The 22,159-nt window shown below is 64.3% G+C and carries 25 protein-coding genes and 1 tRNA gene; 9 read left to right on the top strand and 17 right to left on the bottom strand.

Annotated elements, in window-relative coordinates; translation table 11 throughout:
• Positions 1–244: 244 nt before the first annotated feature.
• A complete protein-coding gene (locus FHU35_RS28990; RefSeq protein ID WP_145745589.1) occupies positions 245–805 on the top strand; it encodes a hypothetical protein in 561 nt (186 codons plus the stop codon).
• A 12-nt stretch (positions 806–817) separates the two neighbouring features.
• Here FHU35_RS28990 and FHU35_RS28985 read toward each other — a convergent pair whose 3' ends face one another.
• Positions 818–1,918 (bottom strand): NsdA family TPR-like regulatory protein, encoded by a 1,101-nt coding sequence (locus tag FHU35_RS28985; protein WP_246110639.1) that lies wholly within the window; start codon positions 1,916–1,918, stop codon positions 818–820.
• Positions 1,919–2,126: 208 nt separating this feature from the next.
• Between FHU35_RS28985 and FHU35_RS28980 the strand changes: the two genes are divergently transcribed.
• A complete protein-coding gene (locus FHU35_RS28980; RefSeq protein ID WP_342788591.1) occupies positions 2,127–2,402 on the top strand; it encodes an HC3 family zinc finger protein in 276 nt (91 codons plus the stop codon).
• Entirely contained in the window at positions 2,399–2,614 is a 216-nt protein-coding gene (locus tag FHU35_RS28975; protein WP_145745583.1) for a hypothetical protein, read from the top strand. The genes FHU35_RS28980 and FHU35_RS28975 overlap by 4 nt, the downstream gene beginning before the upstream one ends.
• A gap of 237 nt (positions 2,615–2,851) precedes the next feature.
• Here FHU35_RS28975 and FHU35_RS28970 read toward each other — a convergent pair whose 3' ends face one another.
• The 9 genes from FHU35_RS28970 to FHU35_RS28930 all read right to left on the bottom strand — a co-directional run bounded on the left by FHU35_RS28970 (position 2,852) and on the right by FHU35_RS28930 (position 9,309).
• Positions 2,852–3,379: a type IV pilus modification PilV family protein gene (locus FHU35_RS28970; protein WP_145745581.1), complete on the bottom strand. Its 528-nt coding sequence runs from the start codon at positions 3,377–3,379 to the stop codon at positions 2,852–2,854.
• 94 nt (positions 3,380–3,473) lie between these two features.
• On the bottom strand, positions 3,474–4,712 hold the full coding sequence (locus tag FHU35_RS28965) for a WXG100 family type VII secretion target (protein WP_145745579.1): 1,239 nt from the start codon (positions 4,710–4,712) through the stop codon (positions 3,474–3,476).
• A gap of 38 nt (positions 4,713–4,750) precedes the next feature.
• Positions 4,751–5,038 (bottom strand): hypothetical protein, encoded by a 288-nt coding sequence (locus FHU35_RS28960; RefSeq protein ID WP_145745577.1) that lies wholly within the window; start codon positions 5,036–5,038, stop codon positions 4,751–4,753.
• Positions 5,039–5,051: 13 nt separating this feature from the next.
• Positions 5,052–5,426, bottom strand: coding sequence for an SAV_915 family protein (locus FHU35_RS28955; RefSeq protein WP_145745575.1), 375 nt, complete (start codon positions 5,424–5,426; stop codon positions 5,052–5,054).
• Positions 5,427–5,534: 108 nt separating this feature from the next.
• Positions 5,535–7,652, bottom strand: a complete 2,118-nt coding sequence (locus tag FHU35_RS28950) for an FtsK/SpoIIIE domain-containing protein (protein WP_145745573.1) — start codon at positions 7,650–7,652, stop codon at positions 5,535–5,537.
• Positions 7,649–8,359 (bottom strand): hypothetical protein, encoded by a 711-nt coding sequence (locus FHU35_RS28945; RefSeq protein ID WP_246110638.1) that lies wholly within the window; start codon positions 8,357–8,359, stop codon positions 7,649–7,651. Before FHU35_RS28945 ends, FHU35_RS28950 begins: the two co-directional genes overlap by 4 nt.
• Entirely contained in the window at positions 8,356–8,691 is a 336-nt protein-coding gene (locus FHU35_RS28940; protein WP_145745571.1) for a hypothetical protein, read from the bottom strand. Before FHU35_RS28940 ends, FHU35_RS28945 begins: the two co-directional genes overlap by 4 nt.
• Complete coding sequence (locus tag FHU35_RS28935) at positions 8,678–9,034, bottom strand: WhiB family transcriptional regulator (RefSeq protein WP_145745569.1); 357 nt, start codon at positions 9,032–9,034, stop codon at positions 8,678–8,680. Before FHU35_RS28935 ends, FHU35_RS28940 begins: the two co-directional genes overlap by 14 nt.
• The gene (locus FHU35_RS28930; RefSeq protein WP_145745567.1) at positions 9,031–9,309 is read right to left on the bottom strand and encodes a helix-turn-helix domain-containing protein; all 279 of its coding nucleotides are present in this window, start codon (positions 9,307–9,309) and stop codon (positions 9,031–9,033) included. Before FHU35_RS28930 ends, FHU35_RS28935 begins: the two co-directional genes overlap by 4 nt.
• Positions 9,310–9,473: 164 nt before the next feature.
• On the opposite strand from FHU35_RS28930, the gene FHU35_RS28925 reads away from it, so the two are divergent.
• Entirely contained in the window at positions 9,474–9,851 is a 378-nt protein-coding gene (locus FHU35_RS28925; protein ID WP_145745566.1) for a helix-turn-helix domain-containing protein, read from the top strand.
• A gap of 174 nt (positions 9,852–10,025) precedes the next feature.
• On the top strand, positions 10,026–11,153 hold the full coding sequence (locus FHU35_RS28920) for an NsdA family TPR-like regulatory protein (RefSeq protein WP_145745564.1): 1,128 nt from the start codon (positions 10,026–10,028) through the stop codon (positions 11,151–11,153).
• Here the strand turns inward: FHU35_RS28920 and FHU35_RS28915 are convergent.
• Positions 11,106–11,687 carry an NUDIX hydrolase gene (locus FHU35_RS28915; RefSeq protein WP_145745562.1) on the bottom strand — a complete coding sequence of 194 codons (582 nt, stop codon included), beginning with the start codon at positions 11,685–11,687 and terminating at the stop codon, positions 11,106–11,108. The two genes, FHU35_RS28920 and FHU35_RS28915, sit on opposite strands and share 48 nt — an antisense overlap.
• A gap of 180 nt (positions 11,688–11,867) precedes the next feature.
• Between FHU35_RS28915 and FHU35_RS28910 the strand changes: the two genes are divergently transcribed.
• On the top strand, positions 11,868–13,586 hold the full coding sequence (locus FHU35_RS28910; RefSeq protein WP_186459672.1) for a sigma factor-like helix-turn-helix DNA-binding protein: 1,719 nt from the start codon (positions 11,868–11,870) through the stop codon (positions 13,584–13,586).
• Between the two features lie 432 nt (positions 13,587–14,018).
• Here the strand turns inward: FHU35_RS28910 and FHU35_RS28905 are convergent, their stop codons facing one another.
• The 4 genes from FHU35_RS28905 to FHU35_RS28890 all read right to left on the bottom strand — a co-directional run bounded on the left by FHU35_RS28905 (position 14,019) and on the right by FHU35_RS28890 (position 16,253).
• Complete coding sequence (locus tag FHU35_RS28905) at positions 14,019–15,272, bottom strand: site-specific integrase (protein ID WP_145745558.1); 1,254 nt, start codon at positions 15,270–15,272, stop codon at positions 14,019–14,021.
• A gap of 81 nt (positions 15,273–15,353) precedes the next feature.
• Positions 15,354–15,428: transfer RNA gene (locus FHU35_RS28900), tRNA-Ile, on the bottom strand.
• A gap of 163 nt (positions 15,429–15,591) precedes the next feature.
• Complete coding sequence (locus tag FHU35_RS28895) at positions 15,592–15,888, bottom strand: hypothetical protein (RefSeq protein ID WP_145745556.1); 297 nt, start codon at positions 15,886–15,888, stop codon at positions 15,592–15,594.
• A gap of 158 nt (positions 15,889–16,046) precedes the next feature.
• Positions 16,047–16,253, bottom strand: a complete 207-nt coding sequence (locus tag FHU35_RS28890) for a hypothetical protein (protein WP_145745554.1) — start codon at positions 16,251–16,253, stop codon at positions 16,047–16,049.
• Between the two features lie 748 nt (positions 16,254–17,001).
• Here FHU35_RS28890 and FHU35_RS28885 point away from each other — a divergent pair.
• Both FHU35_RS28885 and FHU35_RS28880 read left to right on the top strand, forming a co-directional pair.
• Complete coding sequence (locus FHU35_RS28885) at positions 17,002–17,865, top strand: SAM-dependent methyltransferase (protein WP_145745551.1); 864 nt, start codon at positions 17,002–17,004, stop codon at positions 17,863–17,865.
• 130 nt (positions 17,866–17,995) lie between these two features.
• On the top strand, positions 17,996–19,141 hold the full coding sequence (locus FHU35_RS28880; protein ID WP_246110637.1) for a magnesium and cobalt transport protein CorA: 1,146 nt from the start codon (positions 17,996–17,998) through the stop codon (positions 19,139–19,141).
• Position 19,142: 1 nt separating this feature from the next.
• On the opposite strand, the gene FHU35_RS28875 is transcribed toward FHU35_RS28880, so the two are convergent.
• Positions 19,143–19,343, bottom strand: coding sequence for a DUF4177 domain-containing protein (locus tag FHU35_RS28875; RefSeq protein ID WP_145745550.1), 201 nt, complete (start codon positions 19,341–19,343; stop codon positions 19,143–19,145).
• Between the two features lie 250 nt (positions 19,344–19,593).
• Here FHU35_RS28875 and FHU35_RS28870 point away from each other — a divergent pair, with 250 nt between their 5' ends.
• Entirely contained in the window at positions 19,594–20,004 is a 411-nt protein-coding gene (locus FHU35_RS28870) for a hypothetical protein (protein ID WP_145745548.1), read from the top strand.
• A 117-nt stretch (positions 20,005–20,121) separates the two neighbouring features.
• Here the strand turns inward: FHU35_RS28870 and FHU35_RS28865 are convergent, their stop codons facing one another.
• A complete protein-coding gene (locus tag FHU35_RS28865) occupies positions 20,122–22,113 on the bottom strand; it encodes an ADP-ribosylglycohydrolase family protein (RefSeq protein WP_145745546.1) in 1,992 nt (663 codons plus the stop codon).
• Positions 22,114–22,159 lie beyond the last annotated feature (46 nt).

The following is a 22,159-nucleotide window of genomic DNA, read 5'->3' as shown; positions in this document are numbered from 1 at the left end:
ATTGGGGGCGATGCCTGCTGAGCCGCACCTGCGTGCGCGCCGGGCAAGCTGCCGGCGCCCCCGCAGGGAACGCCTCGAAGTGGCCCCGGGAACCGAAGAATCGTTCACCGCACACCGGTACTCAGCTCACCTGAGCAGACGCGAGACACACGCTGCTCAAGTCGCGTTACCACGTGAGCCGTACGTCAAGCCCTTCGCGCCGAAACCTGGCCGCATGTTTGTGGGTATCCATAAGATGGTGATCATGTCTGGACAACTTCAGTGGATCGGCAATCTCATCACCGCCGTCGCAACCCTTTCCGGTGTCCTAATTGCGCAGTTTTTCGCGCGTAGAACCGAAAAAACCAAGGCCCTTCGCGAGGACGCCACACGATGGATGCAAGACCGCAGGGAAGCCTATACGGACTTCCTCGCCGCCGTATGGCAGATGCGAGAGTTCTCTGTCAAAATGGACACGCATGACAGCGGTGAGCCCGAACGGCCGACTGTTGAGGAGCGCAGGAAAGATCTGGCCAGAGCTCACGAGCTTCTCTACATCATTGCGCCGCCCGACGTGCTAGAGCGCGCCGACGAGCTACGCGAAGCCCTCGCCACTTTCCACACAAGGTGTTTTGACTTGATACTCGCGTTCAAACATGCGGAGGACAAGTCGGCGGCGGAATTTGCGTACTCGGATCACAAGTACGCCTACGATCTGGCTGTCCTCGAAGCGGCAGCTGCGTTCCGTGAAGCCGTCCGCCTGGATCTCGGAGTCGATCCACAAGCCCAAAAGCTACGACGCCGACGAGACAAGATGGTCAAATAGCCCACCAACCGTTTACATCAAAGCAAGTCTTCTTTGCTGGCGGACTGAACCGATAGTGACGGCGAGACGCTTCGCTTGGTCAACCTCGGCTCGTAGCGCCTTGTCTTCGCCTGCGGACCGCAAGGCGGTCGCGAGGTCCACGCGCAATGCAGTCTCGGCGCGGGTGAAACTCGGGTCGAGTTCGCCCAGTGCGCGCGACAGCACGCCGACCGCGGTTGGGTCCGCAAAGCTGGCGAGTGCGTGTCCCCGCCAGCGATCGAGGTGCACAGAACTAAGCACCACGTATGGGCTGCCGGGGGCACTCGGCTCGACCGGGAGGAGTTCAGCAGCGTCATCGAACGCTCGGAGGCTCTCGCTTGGTTGATGACGCGCAGCGAGTGCCTCGCCGTATGCGGCAGCGAGCCAAGAACGTAGGAGCTGCGGGCACTCAGAATTCGCCCGCCCCCGCATTGCGTGCAGCAGGCGGACAGCCTTCGTGGTTTCGCCGAGGTCAAGAAGCACGAAGGCCTGTTCGGCTGCTGTGTGGATTTCGTACGACTCGCTGCCGGTCTCTCGTGCGCCCTGTTTCGCCCGCTCGTAGTGCTGCCAGGACCTTTGCGTCTTCCCGAGGTCGAGGGCTTGCCAGCCTGCGAGCGTGTGGAGTTCGGTGAGGATGACGGCGAGTTGCTGACGGGTGTTTCCGGGCAAGCTGTGGGTGAAGAGCTTCTCGACTTGGCTCGCCTTTGCCCCGACTTCCTCGTATGCGACGACTGCGCCGAGTTGCCGGTCGACGCGGCGTATCGAGTCGAGCTGTCCGCGGAGAAGGCCCAGAAGCGTTCCGTCGATTCGGCGCGAGACGTCGAGCATCTGTCGTAGTTCGGAGGTCTCGTCGTCGCACGGTGGCGGTGACAGCAGCTCGTCGATCGACAGCCCGAAGATCCGTTCGAGCAGGCGTGCCGTCACGGCCCGGACTGGTCCGAGCGGCTGCCCGTTGGGGCCGCGTCCTGTGATCAGCCGTTGCAGGTGCCGCAGGCTGAGTGTTCCGGGTTCATCGTGCTCGCGGGCGAAGCGTTCTGCGTACTCGGTGAACTCTTCGAGTGTCTGGCGTCGTTCCCTGATCTTCTGTTCGAGCACCGTACGAGGCGGTCGCACCGTGTCTACCCCCGTTCGCTCGTGCATGTCGTCCGCATGTCGTGTTGATGTCGTTCCGCCGATATTGGCGAGGTGAGACGCTTATTTCAGTGTGACACGCCGCTGACCGGCCGGTCACACGTCAGTCCAGCGGCAGCGCCCTCTCCGCGCTTCGGCGCCGTCGCCGGACTCCCGGGCGTGGCCCGTGCCGATGGCCCCCAGTCGGGCACGGGCCACGTGCGTACCGAACAGGCATCGACGTACAGGGACAGCCATGCACCCGTTTCGCTGGACACCCGCTGAGGGGAAGCGACACGCGACGACCGACCGCCGTCGACTCACTCGGCTCTATCCGGTGTCCGAGCAGATCGAGACGCTGTGCGGCCAGTCCGTTGAGGTCGCCGAGCCGAGCGAACTGGCGTGGTTGTGGGAGACCTGCGTCAGCTGCAATGAGAGTGCGCATCTGCTCGCGGCGAGCGAGTCATGACGACCCGATCGGCCGCTCTGGCGGTGTTGCTGCGCAAGACTCAATGGTTGCTCGACGATCTCGCGTTCGAGATCGGAGCTGGGCGAGCCGACCAGGTCGACATTGCCTGTGTGATCGACCTGCTCGAATCCGTGATCGCGCTGCTTCGGGAGGAACAGCAGCAGACACCGCACGTCATCGACGGCGCCACGGAGACAGATCGGGACACGTAACCGCGCCAACCTCTACAGGTTGGCGACGACACCACGAACGGGACGGGTGGGACGGGTTCGTAGTAACCCGTCCCACCCGTCCCAGTTCTTGTCTTCCCTGTTCAGCGACCTTCTCGGCCTGTCCTGCCGCTGAGGACGGGTTCATAGGTCGGTGACGGGTTACGCCCTCGCCGTGACACCCGTCCGGCCGCTATCAAACGCGTCCGTGCTGCCGGTGTGCATCAGCCCACAGCCACATCACAACGGCAGGTGGAGGTACTGCCGGGCCGCCTGGTTGGTCTCCACGTGATGGTCCTGAGCGGAGTGTGCGATGCCGTTGTACACGAGGTCCCAGAGCTTGCGGTTCGACTCGATCACCAAGCAGGTCGTCACAACGATCCGTTCCGACCGGTCTTTCAGCACAAGATCGAGTCGGCCCGGCCCGGTGTTCACCTTGACCTGCTTCAGGTCGTAGGTATCGACCCAGTGCTTGCCGTCGAAGTACCAATCCGCTCCGCCCGCGATCACTCGACCGCGGAACTTGAAGTACATGATGGCCACAAAGGCGAGGGGCCATGGCCACACGTACCAGGCCAGCAGCCCTTGCATCGTCCAGTTCTGAAGCGCAGCCAGCGCGACGATTCCGATGGCGACGATGACAGCGGAGATCAGGACCGGCCCTCTACGGGGCTGGTACCACTCCAAGGTCGGGCCGCGCCCTTCCGGCGGTTTCGGCTTTCGCTTGCTGCTGGTTTCCCGTGACCGCTCGTCGGGCTCCTTGCCCATGCTCTCCACCAACGGAGCGGAGGGCGGGCGCGGTTGCCCGGTCTGCGGGTCCGGTTTGGGCGGCAGCTGGTCAGTGCGGTCCATACCCGTCCGATCACGTGATGTCGTGCCAGAGGTCGCTGGCACCCTTCTTCATATCGTCGTAGTGGTTGTCCATGAACCAGCTCACGCCAGCCGATACCACAACGCCGGCACCGACCGCCGCCAGAGTAGCCGGGCCGCCGGCCACGCCGAGGGCGACCAAGCCGGCCTCGGCCCCCACGAACGCACCAGTGGAAAGAGCCGTGCTGCTCACGTTCGATACGACGGCCTTATCAGATGGTGTTCCGTTAGCGATCGAAACGCTGGTACTCACCCCGGTGAGAGCGATGGCCGAGTACGGAAACGCCTTGGCGACCGAGCCCACGCCGCGCAGGAAACCGTTCGACCCCTTCGCTGCCAGCTCCTCGCCAGGTGCAGCAGCGATCATGGTCTTGACACTTTCCGGCAATGGCACATGGCGGTCGATCGACCAGCTGCTCAGCGTGTTGGTGGTAGCGCGCATGGCGGGAAACTCACGCTCAAAGAAGAGCATCCGAGCCACTGCGCGCCGGTCGGGTGACATGTTCGGGTTTGAGGCGATGGTCTTGGCCACGGACGCCGCACGGCCGAGTTTCCGGGCTTCATCGCTGTATTTCGCTACGTTGGCATTGGGACTGCTGGCCAAAGTCCGCATGACACCGAGCGAGCTGAACAGCAGCCCTCCCTTGACGGTCTCCAAGAGAGTGCTCGGTTCGCGTACAGCTTCTTGAAAGCGGTGGTGAGCGTCGCGTTCGTCCTGCCGAGCTTGATCCACTGTCGTGGACGCCTCGTCGAATGCCTTCTTCTTGGCCTGGTAATCGGCCAGAGCCGCTCCATGTGCGGCCACCGCATTTTGGTGCTGCCCCGATGCCTTCTCAGACGTCGGGCGTTGGGGCGCGGCTGGCGCAGGACCCGGCACTGGGCCAGGAGGCAGAATTTCAGCGTTGGTGACGGCGAGTTTCCCCTTCTGGGCCAACTCTCGCGCCTGGTTCACTCGGCTGATTACCCCGTCAAGGTCCTGGGCGAGCCGGTCGTGGGCGCCCGAGATCTTCCGCGCGGCCGTGACGACAGTGTCGATCGTTTTCGCTGATTCTTTGATGAAGGTACGCCCCTTATCGGCGGCGTCACCTTTCCACGCATGCTCAGACTCACCCGATGTGCGGTGTATAGAAGCGGCCTCGGTGTCGAGCAAACCAGCAAGTTGCGTGCACTTGGTCGCAGTGTCACGCAGCGATCCCGGATTTCCCTCAACTCGCGTGCTCACGCCGCCCATGTGCCCTCCAATGAATGCTCCGCGGATCGCAATCGTCTTTAGCTTGGGTTGATCTGAGAGATCTTTTCGGCACCGGCGTGGTCACCGGTCACGTACTCATCGCGGACTTGCGTCACCCGCTCAACGAGCTCATCGACAGCGTGTACTGCTCCGGCGGTTTGTTCCAACAGCAGCTCAAGGACTTTCGCGGAAGCCTCGGTGGAATCCCCCGCGTCGGCCGGATTCGGCGGGCTATCCGAGCCACGGCCCATCGCATCGCTGCTATGTTGCATGGAACCGATCACACCCGTTAGACCGTCCGGGTCTACGTAGAACTTGTCCCCCATAATTCGCCTTCTCTCAGTCGTCCTTCCGCGCTTCCTCAGGCAGCAACGCATTCCACAACACAACCTCGGCCGCAGTGGTGCGTTGAACTTCCTCCACCTGCTGGCGATAGACCGAAACCCAGGGCTGCTGGTTTCCACATGCACTGAGAAGCAGGTCCAGCGACTCGTAACAGAGCAAGGCCAGCTGCCCCTCTTCCGTACGCCGCAACTCCAGCTTCACGTCTGCACCACCGCCCTGAGCTCGTTCGGACGGAATGAATACCTGCTGACGCGGGTTCTCGTCAGATCGATCTTCCATATCCGAATTGCCAGGTTCGATTACCCCCGACGAAGTTGCCGAGTCAGGAGCGGCGAAAACTTCCTGTTCCCTTTTTCCGCCGTAGCGCACGTAGTACCTCTCGTCGACGCTTGGTCATTGGCCCGAGGCTCCCATACGAGCCACAGACGTCGGAACCAACTCGGCGAAATGTGATCCCCCTAAGGTGGATCGCCAATTTCATTCTTCGTAGGCGCTATTTTCGGCTGCTTTGCGGAGGTCTGCGGTGTAGTAGCCGCGCACCTGCCGAATTGTGCCGTCCTCAGACGCGGCTCGACCGCGCCGAGGCTGGCATCCGCACTCGCCCATCTGTCGGCCGAACATGGTCGGTTCAACGTCGAGAGCTGCGACCAGCTCGGCGGTCGGGACGAACTCGCGGTCGTCGAGGTCGTCGCCCAGGTAGTCGAGCACCGACGCGAGCGGCTCCGGGACCGTCTCGGGCTCTTGCTCGGTGGGTGTGCCGCTGCCGAGCGCCTTCAACACGGCAGCTGGGTCGACGGCCCGCTGTTCGTCGTCGCCCGCTGCGTGACCCGTGAGCGTTCCGGCTTCCTGTCGCAGAGCACGGCCACGCTCACAGATCGTCCGCCAGTCCGGGTTGGCCATGAAGTACGTCCGCACCGTCTTCGCGATCATGTCCGCGCCCGTGTCAGTGTCGGCGTCTGGACGCAGGATCCCGACTCCCTTGTGCCCCGGCAGCAACGTCGACGTGTCGAAGCCGCGCGTGTTCATCTGCTCGCCGAGGACGATGTTCGAGTCCCGCCAGTCCATGACCCGCAATGCGAACCGCGATCCCAGCACTGCACGGAGCCGGGACGGGATGGTGGTCGAGTCCGGCCGCTGCGTCGCCAGGATGACGATGATGCCAACGGCCGGCCCCTTGCGGGCGAGGTAGGTCAACAAGTCAGCGATGTAGGCGCCGAGCGTGCTCTTCTTGCCTGCTACGTCCTCTCTCGCAGGGTTTTCCAGGTAGACCTGGACCTCGTCGATGATCACGGCCGTGATCGGCATACCGAGATTGCTATCTCGCGAGATCGCTGGGGTGATCTTGGATTCCGGGCACAGGTCGTCATCCAGCGCGGACATTCGGGCGTAGCGTGCTTGGACCTCCGCAACCAGCTCGACGAGGTGATCTCGGATCCTCTCGGCGTGCTCGATCTCGTCGCCGCAGACGAACCGGTGGGCAACATTCGCGGCGGCTTCCCAGTCCTTACCTCCCTTGCCGTCGAAGACGTACAGCCGCGCATGCGGGTCGAGGATGAGTCCCGCCGCTGGTAGCCGGGTTGCGAACGTCTTGCCTTGCCGGGGAATCGCTCCGATCAGCAGCGACGTCCACACGAGCTGCATATCCACCCGCCGACTCCGTGCGTCCCGCCCGAACGGGATCGGCTGCCAGGCATCCCAGCGCTCAACATCGAGCAGCGGAAACCGCAACGGCGGACCGGCGTACGGATCGCTGTCAGCAACCCACAGGAACACCCGTCCCGCGTGCCCACCACGGCCGCGGACTCGCTCGACGATCAGTTGCAGCTCGTCGACCGCCAGCGCCGATGCCAGCGCTTCTCGGTTCTTGATCACGTCGGCAGCCTTGCGAGTCGCGGGGAGATCGACCGTCACGGCCCACCCGGCACCGTCGTGCGAGGCTCGTTCGACGAGCCGCAGCGACTCGTCTTTGCCGATCAGCTTCGCGTCGCGGAACGCGTCGACGAGCATCTGCGGATCCATCATCCACGTGAGCGAGCGCGGTCCGGACAACGTCGGGGTACGTCCGGGAGCGCCGTCCTTGCGGCGACCGAACACGGCCATCCCCACCGCGACGACGGCCGCCGCGATCCACAACGCCCGTCCGCCGTAGAGCAGGTAGATAATGGCTCCGGCCGTGGCGACTGCGACCACGGTCATGCCGGTGACTTTCCAGCGGAACAAGGTGAGTTCGCGGATCTCGATGAACTTGTCCGCGAGCTTCTCGGACTGCTCCGCGGCTTCCCGGTAGTCGTGCACGCGGACCCACTTGCGCCAGGTCCGGAACACCGCGACTGCACCGCGTCCGACTGCGCTCACGAACCACCACGGCGACCACAGCAACACCCCTGCGAGGCGCAGCAGACCGTTCTTGGCCGCGTGCCGAGATTTCAGCGCGAGCGGCACGTGTCGTGAACGCTGCCACCAGTTCATGAACCTCTGCCACCGGGTCAGGCTCGGAGCCTGCGGGACGTCGTCGATCAGTTCGGCGTCGAACACGGCCGACTCGACCGCTCCCGACTGCCGCTGCGCAGGCAGGGATTCGTCGTACGTGCTCATGCCTCCCCCTCACCTACTTCGGACGCCAGCGCGGCGGACAGCCGCGACGACAATCCGCGCGAACAGCCAGTGACCTGCCGAATCCATGCCGGGGTGACAGTCACTTCAGGGGTCCAAGACTCGCGGGCGTGTTGCAGGTATTCCTCGAAGGAGATCCGCCGAGCCGATGTCCGGTCGGGTTCGACTGGTTTCGGCACGGTGTCCGCAACCGTGTCCGCCTGGTGTTCATGGGCGGCTCGGATCGCCTCGGTGAGCTTGTCGCGGAGATTCGTCACGGCCTCAGCCGCGACGAACACGACCAGGGGCGGCACGGAATGCAGCACGACCATTGCCGTGTGTCCTGCCTCGAAGGCGTCCCAGGTGTTCATCACGTACGTGGCGGCAAGCGTGAACCACTTCGCCGTTCGCACCCACCCGCCGGTACGAACCCCGTAGCGCGCCGTGACCTGCTCGGCGCGCAGAATCGCCAGCAACACCAGCGAGACCATCGGATCCAGCAGCCATGCCGCCCACCACGGCAGCGACCCAACCGGCGAGCCGGCTGCGGCGAACCGCTGCACGTTGGTCATCGTGAACGCCAGCCCGAGCAGGATTCCCGACCAGCACAGCCGGTCTACCTGCCGTCGCACCTGTTCCACTGATTCGGCCGGGCCGGGGACGGACGGAACCCGCCCGTCCCCGGTGGCGCTCGACTGCCGGGGGCTCATCGACTCTGCCTCGTGCGCCGATGGTGCCGGTCCTCGGTCGTGACCGTCAGCGCCCGCACCAACGTGAACGCCGTGATCAGCGCAGGAACCGCCAGCACGGCGAGCAACAGCCCGGTCTCGCGGCTGTGGTGGATCACGAGCCACTGCACGGCCACGATCACCGCAGCCGTCACCAGCACTCGCCCGGTGAGCGACACCATCCGCGATCCGGCGTGCGCGGCTTCGGCAGTACGTCGCGCCATCCGCAGGCTCGAATGCCAGATCGCGAAGACCGCGACCAGCAACCCGATGCCCACCAACGTCTCCATCGGCGAGAGATCAAGCGTCGTCATCGGTGGTCACCTCCTCAGCGGCGAAGTCGCCTTGCCGCCGATCGGCCCAGATCACGAAGAGCTCGCGTCGGTCCGCGTCCGACAGGCCTCCCCACACGCCGATGGTTTTCGCGCCGTGCAAGCGGAATTCGAGCTCGATGCAGACGTCCTGCACCGTGCAGCCAGCGCAGAGGTCGGCGGCGAGCTGCCGGTCCGGGTCGGGCCCGCCCGGGTCCGGCGGGCCGTCGTCGCCGACGACCCACATGCACGGGTCGTCACGCATGACGATCTCGGCGAGCACATCGGTGGGAACCGCGCGAAGCCGGTCCAGTCGGACGGCGATGTCGTAGAGGCGGTCGTTCATCGCGCACCCCCGCTCAGCCGAGCGACCTCGGCGGCAGCACGGTGGTCAGCTGCCAACCGAGCGACGTCGACGCAGCCACCGGACTCGCTCGCCGCCGCGGCGAGCCGGTCGACGGCAGCAGCGGGAACGACGTAACGAGCGCGGACCCGGACAGCAGGAAAGCCGTTCTCCCTAATCGCCCGGTACAGAGTTGACGGATTGCAGCGCATGATTCGGGCGGCTTCCCGAACCGTGTAGAACGTCGGCCTTTCGACGTTCTCGTGACCGAATGTCATGTGAAGTCCTTCGCGTAGCAACGCCTATTTTGGCGACGTGTAGAGCTGGTATTAGCGCTGCTTGGCGCGCGAGAAGCGAAACGCGGTATTTCTGAGCTGAGTGAGAACCGCGGAATCGCGTGAAGGCGTTAATCTCGGCGTCGAAGCGGAGCGCGGAGGAATACGTGTCGGAGGATTGGGCTGCGGTCGCGCATGCGATCGATCAGCGAACGCGCGAGCTGGGCTTGCGTCAGCGTGACGTGGCGAAGCGCGCGCAGGTATCGCAGGCGACGGTGCGCGAGCTGCAGCGACACACGGTCGTACGCCGCAGAAGCACGCGAACGCTGGAAGCGCTGTCGCTCGCGCTCGAATGGCACCCACGGCACCTGCTTGCCCTGCTGGAAGGCCAGACGCCTCCCGCTATCGACGACCCCGTTTTCCCCGAGGACGACGTGCCGACTCGCCTCGATGCGATCGAACGGCATCTGCGGGAGATCACGCACCAGCTCGACGAGCTGAACAACCGACTCCGGGACGACCGTGACGGCAAGCGAGCCGGGTAGCCGACTCGGATCCGAAGCGGCCGGCCTCGCGGCGAGGGCGGTTTCAGTCGTTGTGCGCATGCCTCCAAGAAACGGCATCCGAGCGCGTTTTTGCAGGTGGCGCGGGTTAACCGCAATCCCATTAACCGCAATTAACTTCCCAGGTCAAACCCGTTATTCGGCATGGGTGAGGCGATGACCGGAACCCCCTTGCAACGCGTGCGCAAGCAGCTCGGCTACTCCGCAGACGGCGTGATCCGGCTGCTGCGGCAACGCGCCGATGTGCGCGGCGTCCCGGTGATGACGGCGGCGAGCCTGAAGACAAAACTCTCGCGCTGGGAGAACGGACACGAGCAGGTCAGCGAGCCGTATCAACGCCTGTTCCGCGAGATCTACGGCCGCACGAACGAAGAACTCGGCTTCCCCGCTGACGAGGAAGACGACGATACGGCGGAGCTGCGAGCGCGGCTGGAGATGGCACGCACCGTTGACGCGGACACCATCGCCGTATTCCGACGGCAGATCGACGACGCAAGACGGCTCGACCGCAAATTCGGCGGCGTGACGCTCCTCGATCAGCTACGCGGCACGATCGACCAGGTCGAAAGCCTGCTCGGCTACAACACCATCGGCGGCAAGCGAGAGCAGCTCGCCGGAGCGCTCACCGAAGCATCCACATTGGCCGGTTGGGAAGCGTTGGACCGCAACGCGATCGGCCAGGCATGGCAGCACTACGAGCGCGCGAAGGCTGCGGCGCGCGAAGCGATGTCCCCGGCATTGCTCGCACACGCGATGGCCGAACAAGCCTTCATCTTGGTCGACATCGGCGAAGCAGCCTCAGCAGTCGAGCAGGTCGAACACGCACGCCAGGCCGCCGAGAACGCCGGACCGCCACTACTGCGTGCGTGGCTTGCGGCCGCAGCCGGCGAATGCCTGTCCGCAGCCGGTCAGCGGGGCGACGCGCTCCGCGCATTTGACGCCGCAGACACGCTGCTCCCGCCTGAACCGATCGACGCTGAGCTGCCGTTCCTCTTCCTTGGCGGATCCCACCTCGACCGGTGGCGTGGGAACGCCCTCGGCAAGCTCGGTGAGCCAGAAGCAATCGACCAGCTCACCGACGTGTTGCCGCGCGTGCCCGAAGCATTCGTACGCGCGCGAACAGGACTACTGGTCGATCTCGCGTACACGTTCGCCGCGTCCGGCGACAGAGACGCCGCGCTCGACCATGCACGGCAAGCGCGGCGTCTGGCGTCTCGAATCAAGTCGGACCGGCAGCTACGGCGTCTGGACGGGCTGATCCTGCCCGGCAGCAGTGCCGCGTGACGTGAGGTAGTAGAGCAGCGCGACCAACGTCCCTGAACCGAGCAGCTCTTGCCGCTGCGCCAGCTCCATGACACGCGACAACGGCACCCACTCGACCCGCCCGACTTCCTCAGTCTCGGTCGGCTCGCCGATGTGTTTTGCTCCGCGCCACAGGTATACGTCGATCGGCGCAGTCACCTGCCCCGGCAACGGCTCGAAAGTCACCAGGTGCTCACCGTCCCCGATCGGCTCCCACCCGCTCTCCTCAGCAGCCTCACGGGCAGCAGTCCCCGCCGAGTCGTCACCGTCGTCGACCATGCCGCCCAGCAACTCATAACCCCACTGCTCGGTGGGGAACCGGTACCGCCACAGCATCAACGCCCGGTCCTGCTCGTCAACGATCAAGGCGATCGCGATCCGCGCCAGGTGCACCACGTGGTACTCCCACCGCTCACCGTTCGGCGCCTCGACATCCGCCAGCCCCAACCGAACCCATCGATTGTCGTAGACCAGCCGCTCCCCGTAGGTCTTCCATGCTCCGCGCTCAGTGCTCACATCGGCAGCCTACGGTTCCGTCATGACTGGCAGAGAAGCCGTCAGTTCGGGTGCAGTACCAGGTGGCGTTAGGAACGGCGAACGAAGTTCTTCATGACGAACAGTCACTTGATCATGCTGAAGATTCTGCGATACTCTAATAATCCAAGAGATCGTGCGCTAGTAAATCAAGGTGGGGGAATGGGTATCGACCACGAGATTCGTGAATCTCAGATCAAAGAGGCAAGAATTGAAGGGGCAACCCTTGAAGAAATCGGTCGAATCCACGGAATTACCCGCGAGCGAGTGCGTCAGATTTTGAAGAGCAGCGGCAACGAAGTCAGCTCGGAAGAAGCTAAAAAGAAGAGGTACACATCGCGCAGTAAGGCGCTAAACGAAAGCATCGCCGAATTTCTGGATGAGTATCGCGATGTAATCGCAGATCTCGCAAATGACGGAGCACTTCGTTCTGACGTTGAAGAGCGGTTCCAGATCTTGGCTCCGAACATTCCATACGAAGTGGTTCGCCAGGCGGTGGAATCTTCCGCAGAGCTATTTGATCACCGAAATACCCAAGAGTACCGATTCCCGGACTCAGTGGTTGAATCTGCCGTTTGGTATACACTTGGCCGAAGCCTCAAGCTCGATCCGATTAGGCAATCCGCAGTACGCGATATTAATCTGGAAGAGGCGCGGGAGGTGTCGAACACGCTTGCAGAAGAAGGGTTCTCTGCTGATCGAATCGCCGAGATCTTGGCGACCGTAATTTCGACGCGCGAGCACCATCGTAATAACCCCGATGTCGCGCTCACCAGTAAGTGCTACACCAACTGCCGGGATGAAATACTGAAAGAGTTCGGAAATGAGTCACGAAAGGGAGCGTGGCCGTGGCCGCCAACGAATCAAACGGTGATGAAGCGACTAGGTGGGGGCTATTGGGCCGATGCAATGAGGAGAGTGGGAATATCCCCAGGCGATAAGGGGCGCCAACGCGGTCAGATCATTTTTCAAGTGGAGGATTACTATAATTCAGTATCAGGATTCCTTAAACATGCGAGCGAGGACAATCTGGACACGACGTTCACAGGCTACAAGAAGTGGGTTATAGCGGAGGAACGCGCGGGGCGGCGCAGACCTTCGTCGGATGCCGTTAGAAAGCAATTCAATTCGTGGACGAACGCGAAACGGGCCGTCGCATCTTCCGTCAAGGCTGACCTAAGAAGCGTGAAACGAACTGGCTCGGCAAGATTTAATCCGGGCGGAAAAGATGCCCTTAACAGGTCCCAAGTGGAGCTAACTAGGTTTATGCGTCAAGTAAAAACCTTGCCCACGACCGAAGCTTCCGATGCCTGCTTAAAATTCATTTCGGAGTTTTGTCAGGAATTTGAAGTTAGCCGTCGAAATTGGCTACGAGCGATGATCTACGCGGACTGCCCGGACTCCATCTCTAGGCAGTTGTCAGCGCGCGACGAAGGAATAAAGCTTAAGCTGACGAATAAGCAGATTCATGAGCTGCGTAAGCCCGAACCAGATCTTGACACCATTCTCTCGTCAAACTACCTTGACGGGCTCCTCAACCAGGCAGACCCCCGTAACACAGACGGCTGGCTAAGGAAGTCCGCCCAAGACGAACTAGATGCCATCTCAGTCGAGGATCTTAAGCGATTTCGGATCCTACGATACATGCGCAACGCATTCGTGCATAAATCTCCGGACGCACGTCTTGAACGTGCCATTTCGGATCTTTCCGACGATGATCCAGGGTTCGAACTGAAGCAGTCTGCGACTCTCCGAGTCGTAGGAGACTGGCTTCGAAGTCGAAATTTCTCGCGTTTTGATAAACTATGTCAAAGCGTTCCAAATATCTGGAGAGCGATGGTCGTAAGTGAAATCCGCCTTTCTGATGAGCTAGCCGGTTAACCCAGATTGGGCACAAGGTTCTCTGAGGACTGGCGGAGTTGCCTGACAAGGCATGAGGCACTTCGAGGGCGTGACCTTGATGGGGGATTCGAGGTATTGAACCCATGACTTTCTATTCGGAAGTCATGGGTTCGCATCCTTATCTTCCTCGCCCGCTTGCCACGTTGAATCAACCCGCTTCTCGCCATCGAGTCACTGCGGTACCGTATTGACGCATGTGGCAGGTTCTGGAGCAAGCAACTCATCCGCGCAATGCCGAGCGCTTGGTCACCGCAGCCGACCCGTTACCGATCAAAACACAGAAAATACTCGACACCATTTATCACTCGATAATGCACGCACAAGCCTAACTCGGGTGTCAAATTGGCCGTTCCTGGACTCTTCTGCGTGGCCTCATTACCCAGTACGTCCAGGTACGGATTGGAGCTCTAGTTAGTCGCGCCTCCGCTTCGGCATCCTGCTTCCAAGAATCTCTGCCGCCTTGCGGTCGGACGCCGCTACCCACGCCGCGTAGACCTTCAGGGTTGTCGCGCCTCCACCGCCATGTCCCAGGCGCCCGGAGACAGTGGGGAGATCCACTCCAGCCGTCAATAGCTCTGTAGCCGAGTAGTGGCGCAGGGCGTGTAGATGGGTGTTGATACCGAGGCGGGTTGCCATCTTCTTGTAGCGGGGTGTCATGGCATTTGGCGAGTACGGCTCGGTGTGGTCGGGTGTCTCGATGCTGCTGAAGACGAACAGGTCTTCCCGGAACTCAGCGCCAGCCCCTCCGACGCGCTCGGCGACCCGATCATGTTGTTCGCGGAGGAGGGCGACTGTTTCTGAGTCGAGGGCGATTCGGCGGCGTTGGTGGGTCTTGGTGTCCTTCTCCTTGCCTCGGACCCAGTTTCGGTGAACCCACACGACTTCCTGGTCCAGGTCGATGTGGGAGAAGCGCAGTGCGGCCAGCTCGCCGCGACGCATGCCGGTGATCATGGCCAGCCAGACGAGGGTGCCCCAGTCGTCGTCGATCCTGAACGCTTCCTCGGACAAGCGTGCGGCCTCGGCTGGGGTGGGCGGTGTGGGTTCGGGGCGCTTCTGCTTCGGCTTGCGGGCGACTCGGGCCGGATTGGAGTCGATCCACTCCCAGCGTTCGGCCGCGTCGAGGGTGCCGCTGATGATCGCGTGGATCTGTCGGACCGTCGACTGGGCCATCGGGCTGCACGCGTGCGGTCGGCACTTCGCCTTCTGGCAGTCGTGCTCGTCGGGCTTCCGGTATTCGACGTACGGCTTGCCGTCGCACCGCTCCCGGCAGCGGCGCAGATCTGAGTAGAAGGTCTCCAACATCCGCACCGAGACCTTGTTGACCGGCTGCTCGCCGAGCGCGGGAACGATCGTTCGATTGATGTAGCCGCGGTAGGTGTTGCTGGTGCTCTCCTCGATCTCGTTCGTACGCATCCACTCTTCGAGCGCGAACGAGAACTTCACCGACGATGTCGCGGTCTGCTGCTTGTCAGCCTGAGCCAACAGCTTGTTCAAAGTCTTCTCGGCGCGCTTGTGCGCGGCCTTATCCGTGCCCTGGATCGTCTCGCGGAGATAGACGCGCTTGCCGGTCACCGGGTCGATGCCGGCGTAGACGATCACTCGAAGTGTTCGGGCGCGTTCTTCGATGCGTCCCCGAGAACGGTCTTCCCTGGGTGCGTGCGTCATGGCTGCGAGGCTACTCGCACCCAAAACCGCACCCAGGAGAAAACGCGCTCGCCAAATTCTGCCGTCTTGCCTGCTCAAAGGTGGGGCAGGTGGGACTTGAACCCACGACCTGACGGATTATGAGTCCGCTGCTCTGACCAGCTGAGCTACTGCCCCCGCGGGGTGCTCGGTATCGGGGATCGTATCGAGGGCGTCACAGAGCGGGGTCGCCGGGTGTTCCGGCCGGACGGCCCAGCATGATATTGGGCGGAACGGCGGAAACCCAGCGCACCACGTGTGCGTCGGGTGGTCTACTGATCGTCGCGAGCGGAGTCGTGAATCAGCACTCGGCGGCCTCGATCAAGCCGCGTTCGCACAGGTGAGCGCGTTGTTGTTCACCTGTGGTCGGTTCCCGGCCGCAGAGGCTGCCGCATTGCGCGAATCTCGGTAGATCGTCGTATTCCGCGACGGAATGCGGATATCCGGGATCTCGCTGGAACCGCTGGAATTCTTCAGGAGCGATCCCCCGCTCCACGCTCGTGCGGGCGGGAGCCGGGGGTGGCGCGAGTTCGCTCGGAGCGCCCTCGCAGGCGAGCAGCGCCACCGCGAGGGCGGTGGTCGCGAGCGGTCTGCCCATCAACGCACCTCCACCGCAACCGCACCAGGGACGCCCGAGTATCGGTGCCACCGCGCGATCGCGCGAGCGGAGTGATCGGGGCGTGCACGAGGCCCGGACATGACGAAGGCCCGGCGCCTGTGGGGGGCGCCGGGCCTTCGCTGAAGGTGTCGGTCTCTTCAGCCGAGGAGGCGGAAGACGTCGAACGCTCCGGACAGCTGCCCGATGATCGCGATGGTGGCCATCAGAGCCCCGATGGCGGCCACGGTCAGCACGGACATGATGATCAGGTAAACGACTGCCTTGATCGGTTTCGGCAGCTTGGCCACCGAATCGAAATCCGGCAGCGTGATGTGGCGTTCCTTGCCGATTCCTGGTGCGGACATCTGACTCCCCCGTCCTTGTCAGTTCCCTCGAACGACCACCTGCATTCGAAGGACGGAGCGCGAACGGACAACCGTTGCGCCGAATCGCATCACGAATTCGTCTCGGTCGAAAATCGATCGAATCATCCAACGCGGTCGATCCCAGCGGCCCTCACGAGCCACGAGGCTTGGCACGAATCATCCGCACCGATGCCGTTGGCCGCGAGCCGAACTGAGGCGACATCGCGCATTTCGACCCTGGATCGTTATCCGGCCGACGGTCCGCGGCGTGCGGACTGGCGATGCTGGTCGGCCGGGACGTCGCCACGCTGGAACCTCGCCGACCGCACCATGATTCTCGCATCCGCCAACATCGATCTTCGTCCAGGGTGGCCTCAGCCGGAACCGCCGATCGGGGCGGATCATCCGGTTCGCGAGTGAACCGTCCGATGTCGGCTTTCGGAATCGATCAAAGTGGATCGAATGCAAATTCGATCCGCCGCGCGCCGCGCCCGAAACGAGCGCGGACAGCCGCTTTTCTCCGCTTTTCACGGGCGCGGAGCAGGCCCGCGGACGCGTCCGGGCCCGAACCCCGGGCCCAGCGGAGATCACAGCGGGTGTTTTCCGGTTCCCCCGGAACCGGAGGGGAATCAACCCGATAGGTGCATGACCGCGCCACCCGTTCGGTGGCAGACTACGGCGGCATGTGAGCGTGACGTGATCACTACGATGCGTCATAGAAGTACGCGTACCGCGAAGGGGTAAGACCGTGAGTCAGTCGAGGGCGGAGATGTTCGCGCCTGAAGGTGTGGACCTGGAACACCCCAACGTCGCCCGGGTCTACGACTACTACCTCGGCGGCAGGGCCAACTACGCGGTGGATCGCGTCTTCGGCGAGCGAGCTCTGGAGCGCTACCCGTTCGTCGCACCGGCCGCCAAGGCCAACCGGCTCTTCCTGCACCGCGTCGTGCGGTACCTCTGCAAGCAGGGCATCAGGCAGTTCATCGACATCGGATCCGGCGTTCCGACCATGGGCAGCACCCACCAGGTCGCCGACGAGATCGTGGACGACGCCAGCTGCGTCTACGTCGACAACGAACCGGTCGCCGTCGCGCACTCGCGCATCCTGCTCGAGGAGGAGGACGTCACCGGCAAGCACGACGTGCTGCACGCGGACCTGCGCGAACCCGACCGGTTGTGGAAGCAGATCGAGGACAGCGGGGTCATCGACCCCGAGCAGCCGGTGGCGCTGCTGCTGATCGCCGTGCTGCACGTGACGCAGCCCGGCCCGAACGGCGAGGACATCGGCCCGCAGGCCGTGGCGCGCTTCCGCGAACTGCTGCCCGAGGGCTCCTACCTGGTGATCACCCACGGCACCGCCGACGACGTGCCGGACAAGCGCAAGGCGGAGATGGCCGAGTTCGGCAAGATGTACGACAAGTCGGCGACCCCGGTCATCTGGCGCCCGCACGGCGAGATCGAGGAGTTCTTCGGCGACTACGAGCTCGTGGAGCCGGGATGCACCTGGACCCCGCTGTGGCATCCGGAGGAGACCGGTGAGAACGCGCCGGTGATCGAGTTCGACAGTCCGAACGACTCGGTCGTCTGGGCGGGCGTCGGCCGCAAACCCTGATCCGCACGCGCGCAGCCGCCACGACCTGCGGGCCGTGGCGGCTGTGACGTCTGCCTGGAGCCAGCGCGCGCAGGGCACGGCTGGGTACGCTCGACTCGATCGTCCGCCCCGACGACCTCGGGAGGCCACAGTGCCCGAATGGCGCCCACGTCCGCTGCGCAGGCGTGGCAGGCACACGGAGCCGGCGCTCCGTCAGGAGACGGCGCCCGAGCACTCGATGGACCCCCGTTCCCAGGACGAACGGCCGCTGGCCGATCGGCCGCTGATCGACACCGCGATCTACCGCGACGGCGTGCGCATCTCGACTCCGCCGAGCCTCGGTGAGACCTACCGCCAGCTGCCCGGCGCGGACGGGACGATGGCCTGGATCGGCCTGTACCGGCCGGCCGAAGAGGAGCTGCTGGCCGCAGCCGAGGAATTCGACCTGCACAAGCTCGCTGTCGAAGACGCGATCGTCGCCCACCAGCGGCCCAAGATCGAGCGATACGGCGACACGTTGTTCGTCGTGCTCCGCGCGGCCACCTACCTCGACGACCTCGAAGAGGTCAGCTTCGGCGAGCTGCACCTGTTCGTCGGCCCGAACTTCGTGCTCACCGTCCGACACGGGCAGGCACCCGATCTTTCGGTCGTGCGCCGGCGGATGGAGACCGATCCGGAACTGCTCCGGCGCGGCCCCGAAGCGGTGCTCTACGCGGTGCTCGACCACGTGGTGGACGGGTACGCGCCGGTCATCGCGGGACTGCAGAACGACATCGACGAGATCGAGACCGAGGTCTTCAGCTCGGACCCGCACGCGTCCCGGCGCATCTACGAGCTCTCCCGCGAGGTCATCGAGTTCCAGCGCGCCACCAGACCGCTGCTGGCGATCCTGCGCAGCCTGGAAGCCGGGTTCGAGAAGTACGAGATCGACGAGGAGCTGCAGCGCTACCTGCGCGACGTCGCCGACCACGCCACCACCGTCGCCGAACGCGTCGACAACTTCCGGCAGATGCTGGACAACATCCTCACCGTCAACGCCACGCTGGTCACCCAGGCGCAGAACGAGGAGATGAAGCGCATGACCGAGGCCAGCTACGCGCAGAACGAGGAGCTCAAGCGGATCTCGTCGTGGGCGGCGATCCTGTTCGCCCCGACCCTGATCGGCACCGTGTACGGGATGAACTTCGACATCATCCCCGAACTGCACTGGTCGTTGGGCTACCCGTTCGCGATCATGCTGATGCTCGTCGTCTGCGTCAGCCTCTACGCCATCTTCAAGCGCCGCAACTGGCTGTGACTCAGGCCTGACGCTCGAAGGTCACCAGCAGGCCCTCGACGCCGCCCGGCCCCATGCGGCCCTTCACGTCGGCCCCGGTGATCGCCTTGAGCTGCCAGCCGTGAGCGGCCTCGTCGTTGAGCACCTTCTCGAGCTTCTCGCCGGACATCTTGCCGCCGAGCCACTTCTCCCGAAGCTCCACGACCTTGTACTCGTACGCCACGGTCCCTCCCCGATTGTCGAACGTCTTCTCCCACCAACGCCGGCCCGCGGCCTGAAGTTCCAGGTGCCGCACCTGCCCAGCGGGCACCGGGTTTTCGGTCCTGGTCCGAGTCCCGGGCGAACGGACGTTGATCGAAGTCGCTGCAGAGCAAACCCATCCCGATGCCGAGCGCTCCCTTGCGCACGTCTGCTAGCTTAACATCAATTCACTAGTTGACTAGTGAATTGAGACTTCGAGCGAGGGAGACAGCATGTCGTTCATCAACACCAAGCGCGCCGTGTTCGCGGGAGCCCTGGCCTTCGGGACGATCGCGGGAGTCGGCGCGGCCGCCATCGCAGGCCCCGCGCAGGACGTTCCGCGGCAGCCCGCGGCGAACGCCGTCCAGGTGCCGGCGCAGGCCAAGAACGTGCCCGAGGTGCGCATCACCTCGGGTGACTACGCGCTGGAGTACCGCGTGCTCAACACCAACGGCGACGGATTCGGTTCCACGATGGACCCGAACACCGCCCGCGAGATCCAGGCGGATGGGTTCTCGACGGTCGACTTCACCGTCGCGGGCGAGCACGTCGTCGGCGACTGGTCGCTGGTGGACGGCTCGACGCTGACGTGCCGCGCCACGGGCACGGCCGAGGACCCCGACGTGGACTGCGACTTCGAGTGACCGGCTCTGGGCGGGCACGATCGTGCCCGCCCACGGGCGTCCTCGACTCAGCGGGCCCACCTCGTGCGGAGGGCAGGCGCCGCACGCGGATTCCTCACCGCGAACCGCTTCGGAACATCACCAGCGGGGGTAGCGCTCGGTCCAGTCGTCGTCGCCTTCCACCGCGAGGACGTTCCTGTGGGCGAAGTGCCAGAAGGCGTCTTCGGCGAGCTCGAGGAGGAGGTCCCGCACGTCGAGGGCCTCGACCCACTGCCGGGGCAGGCCGGCGACTCCGGTTCGGGCGCCGATGATCGCGCCCGTGAGGGCTCCGGTGAGGGCGCTGCTGCCGGAGTGGTTCACGGCGATCCGCAGGGCCATCTCCGGCTTGTACTCGCGGCGGGAGGCCGCCATCAGGGCGCGTCCCAGGACCGAGAGCGTGTCGGTGCCCGTGCCGGTCCGCTCGATCAGCTCGATGTCGTGGTCGAAGTACCGCGTCCGCCGCTGGTCGACATCGCGCACCACAGCGGCGACCTGGTCGGTGCCCGGCCGCGTGCCGGTGAGCTCGGCCTTGAGCAGCTGCTGCAGCTGCAACCAGATCGGGTTGACGAAGTCGCCCTCGAGGAACAGGCGCTGGAACAGAGCGGCGAGCGCGTTCGACGCAGCATCGTCGATCTCCGTCCGGTTCCAGCCCCCCGCCAGCGCAGACCCGGCCTCGCTCACCGCACCGGGAAGTGCCCACATCAGCAGCAGGGGCCCGCCCAGCGAGCTCTGCGACGGGTCCGCGACAGCGGCGCGCACCGCCTCGATCAGCTGCGGCGAAGCGCCCCGATTGGCGTGCAGCTCGGGAACGCCCAGCAGCCACCCGTCGGGCTGCGGGTGTTCCGCCGCGAGCGGGCCCGCCGCCTGCTGCCACTGCACTCCCTGCGTGACCAGCCAGCGCGCATGAGCCGAACGGACGGCTGCCGGGTCGACTGCGGAGGTCGTGCCCTCAAGACCGCGCATCGTGCCCTCGGTGAGGAACATCAGCAGCTGCGTCAGCCAGCCCACCTGGCCCGGTCGTGCGAAGACCACGTCCGGTTCCTGGATGCCGGCCCGGCCGTAGCGCTGCTGGATCTGCGGCCACGTCATGCCGTCGACCGCCGCGCCCAGCGTCTCGCCGACCGCGAACCCGACGTAGGCGCCGATCGTCCTGTGCCAGGAGCGATGCGGGTCGAAAGCACCCACGCGGGCGAACTTGCCGAAGGTGTCGAAGTGCGGCTCGGCCCGGCCCCGCGCGTCGTGGGTGATCACCAGGCCGTTGACGTTGAGGTCCTCCGGCCACTCCTCGGGCTCGCCCGCTCTCCTGCGGCCGGAGTTGTAGCGCAGCCAAGACACGCCGAGCAACAGCTTCTCGCGCTCGTCCTGGGTCAGCTCGTGCCCGCTCGCGCGAGCCTGGACGAACCAGCGGGAGTTGATCGACGGGGGCTGCTCCAGCCCGAACCTCTGCTGGAGCGCTGCGGACCTGGCGTTCTCCGGGGTGAGCCCGAACTCCTCCTCGTACACCGGCTCGCCGGGCTTGAGTCGCGAGAGGTGCTGCTGAAGGTCGTTGAGCTCGTCGGACTTGATCGTGAACGACGGATAGCTGTCCGGGTTGATCGCCATGCTCGCCCCGGGGTATCGCGCGAGGAACGTCAACCCCGTCATCCGCCACCACGACGTCATCTCCGGGATGTGCCGAGGCGAGGTGTACACCCGCATCACCAACCGCGGTTCCGGTGGCGCATCAGCATCACCCGGAACTAGGAACTCCGAACCGAGCAGGCCGAACAACACCCTCTGACGCGGTAGGTACTTGAACGCCAAGTAGTTCAGCAGGGCCTCGAGCTTGTTCTCGTGCTGCGGCAGCCCCTGGCGCAGCGGACCCGGGCGGTAATCCGGGTTGGTCTTCTCCTCGACGCTCCCGTCAGGATGCGTGATCTCCCAACCCGTGACCTGAGTCTTCGGCACACCCATCCCGTACAACCCGGTCGCGACGTACTCCGGATCGATGCTCTCCGAGCGCGCAGGCTCACCCGGCCACGACAGCGGAAGCGAAAACCCCGGATACGGCGTGGTGTTCGCCATCCGCAACTCGCCCTCGGGCTCAGTCACGATGCACACCGGAGGAGGCACGATCGACTGCACCGGATCACCGGAG

It is taken from the genome of Saccharopolyspora dendranthemae, from assembly GCF_007829955.1.
Taxonomy (GTDB): Bacteria; Actinomycetota; Actinomycetes; order Mycobacteriales; family Pseudonocardiaceae; genus Saccharopolyspora; species Saccharopolyspora dendranthemae.
This window is presented reverse-complemented; position numbering and strand designations above follow the sequence as displayed.

Coding starts and splice junctions, on each gene's coding strand:
- FHU35_RS28990 (WP_145745589.1), top strand. CDS start 245: ATGTCTGGACAACTTCAGTGGATCGGCAATCTCATCACCGCCGTCGCA.
- FHU35_RS28980 (WP_342788591.1), top strand. CDS start 2,127: ATGGCCCCCAGTCGGGCACGGGCCACGTGCGTACCGAACAGGCATCGA.
- FHU35_RS28975 (WP_145745583.1), top strand. CDS start 2,399: ATGACGACCCGATCGGCCGCTCTGGCGGTGTTGCTGCGCAAGACTCAA.
- FHU35_RS28970 (WP_145745581.1), bottom strand. CDS start 3,379: ATGGGCAAGGAGCCCGACGAGCGGTCACGGGAAACCAGCAGCAAGCGA.
- FHU35_RS28965 (WP_145745579.1), bottom strand. CDS start 4,712: ATGGGCGGCGTGAGCACGCGAGTTGAGGGAAATCCGGGATCGCTGCGT.
- FHU35_RS28960 (WP_145745577.1), bottom strand. CDS start 5,038: ATGGGGGACAAGTTCTACGTAGACCCGGACGGTCTAACGGGTGTGATC.
- FHU35_RS28950 (WP_145745573.1), bottom strand. CDS start 7,652: ATGAGCACGTACGACGAATCCCTGCCTGCGCAGCGGCAGTCGGGAGCG.
- FHU35_RS28945 (WP_246110638.1), bottom strand. CDS start 8,359: ATGAGCCCCCGGCAGTCGAGCGCCACCGGGGACGGGCGGGTTCCGTCC.
- FHU35_RS28940 (WP_145745571.1), bottom strand. CDS start 8,691: ATGACGACGCTTGATCTCTCGCCGATGGAGACGTTGGTGGGCATCGGG.
- FHU35_RS28935 (WP_145745569.1), bottom strand. CDS start 9,034: ATGAACGACCGCCTCTACGACATCGCCGTCCGACTGGACCGGCTTCGC.
- FHU35_RS28930 (WP_145745567.1), bottom strand. CDS start 9,309: ATGACATTCGGTCACGAGAACGTCGAAAGGCCGACGTTCTACACGGTT.
- FHU35_RS28920 (WP_145745564.1), top strand. CDS start 10,026: ATGACCGGAACCCCCTTGCAACGCGTGCGCAAGCAGCTCGGCTACTCC.
- FHU35_RS28910 (WP_186459672.1), top strand. CDS start 11,868: ATGGGTATCGACCACGAGATTCGTGAATCTCAGATCAAAGAGGCAAGA.
- FHU35_RS28905 (WP_145745558.1), bottom strand. CDS start 15,272: ATGACGCACGCACCCAGGGAAGACCGTTCTCGGGGACGCATCGAAGAA.
- FHU35_RS28895 (WP_145745556.1), bottom strand. CDS start 15,888: ATGGGCAGACCGCTCGCGACCACCGCCCTCGCGGTGGCGCTGCTCGCC.
- FHU35_RS28890 (WP_145745554.1), bottom strand. CDS start 16,253: ATGTCCGCACCAGGAATCGGCAAGGAACGCCACATCACGCTGCCGGAT.
- FHU35_RS28870 (WP_145745548.1), top strand. CDS start 19,594: ATGTCGTTCATCAACACCAAGCGCGCCGTGTTCGCGGGAGCCCTGGCC.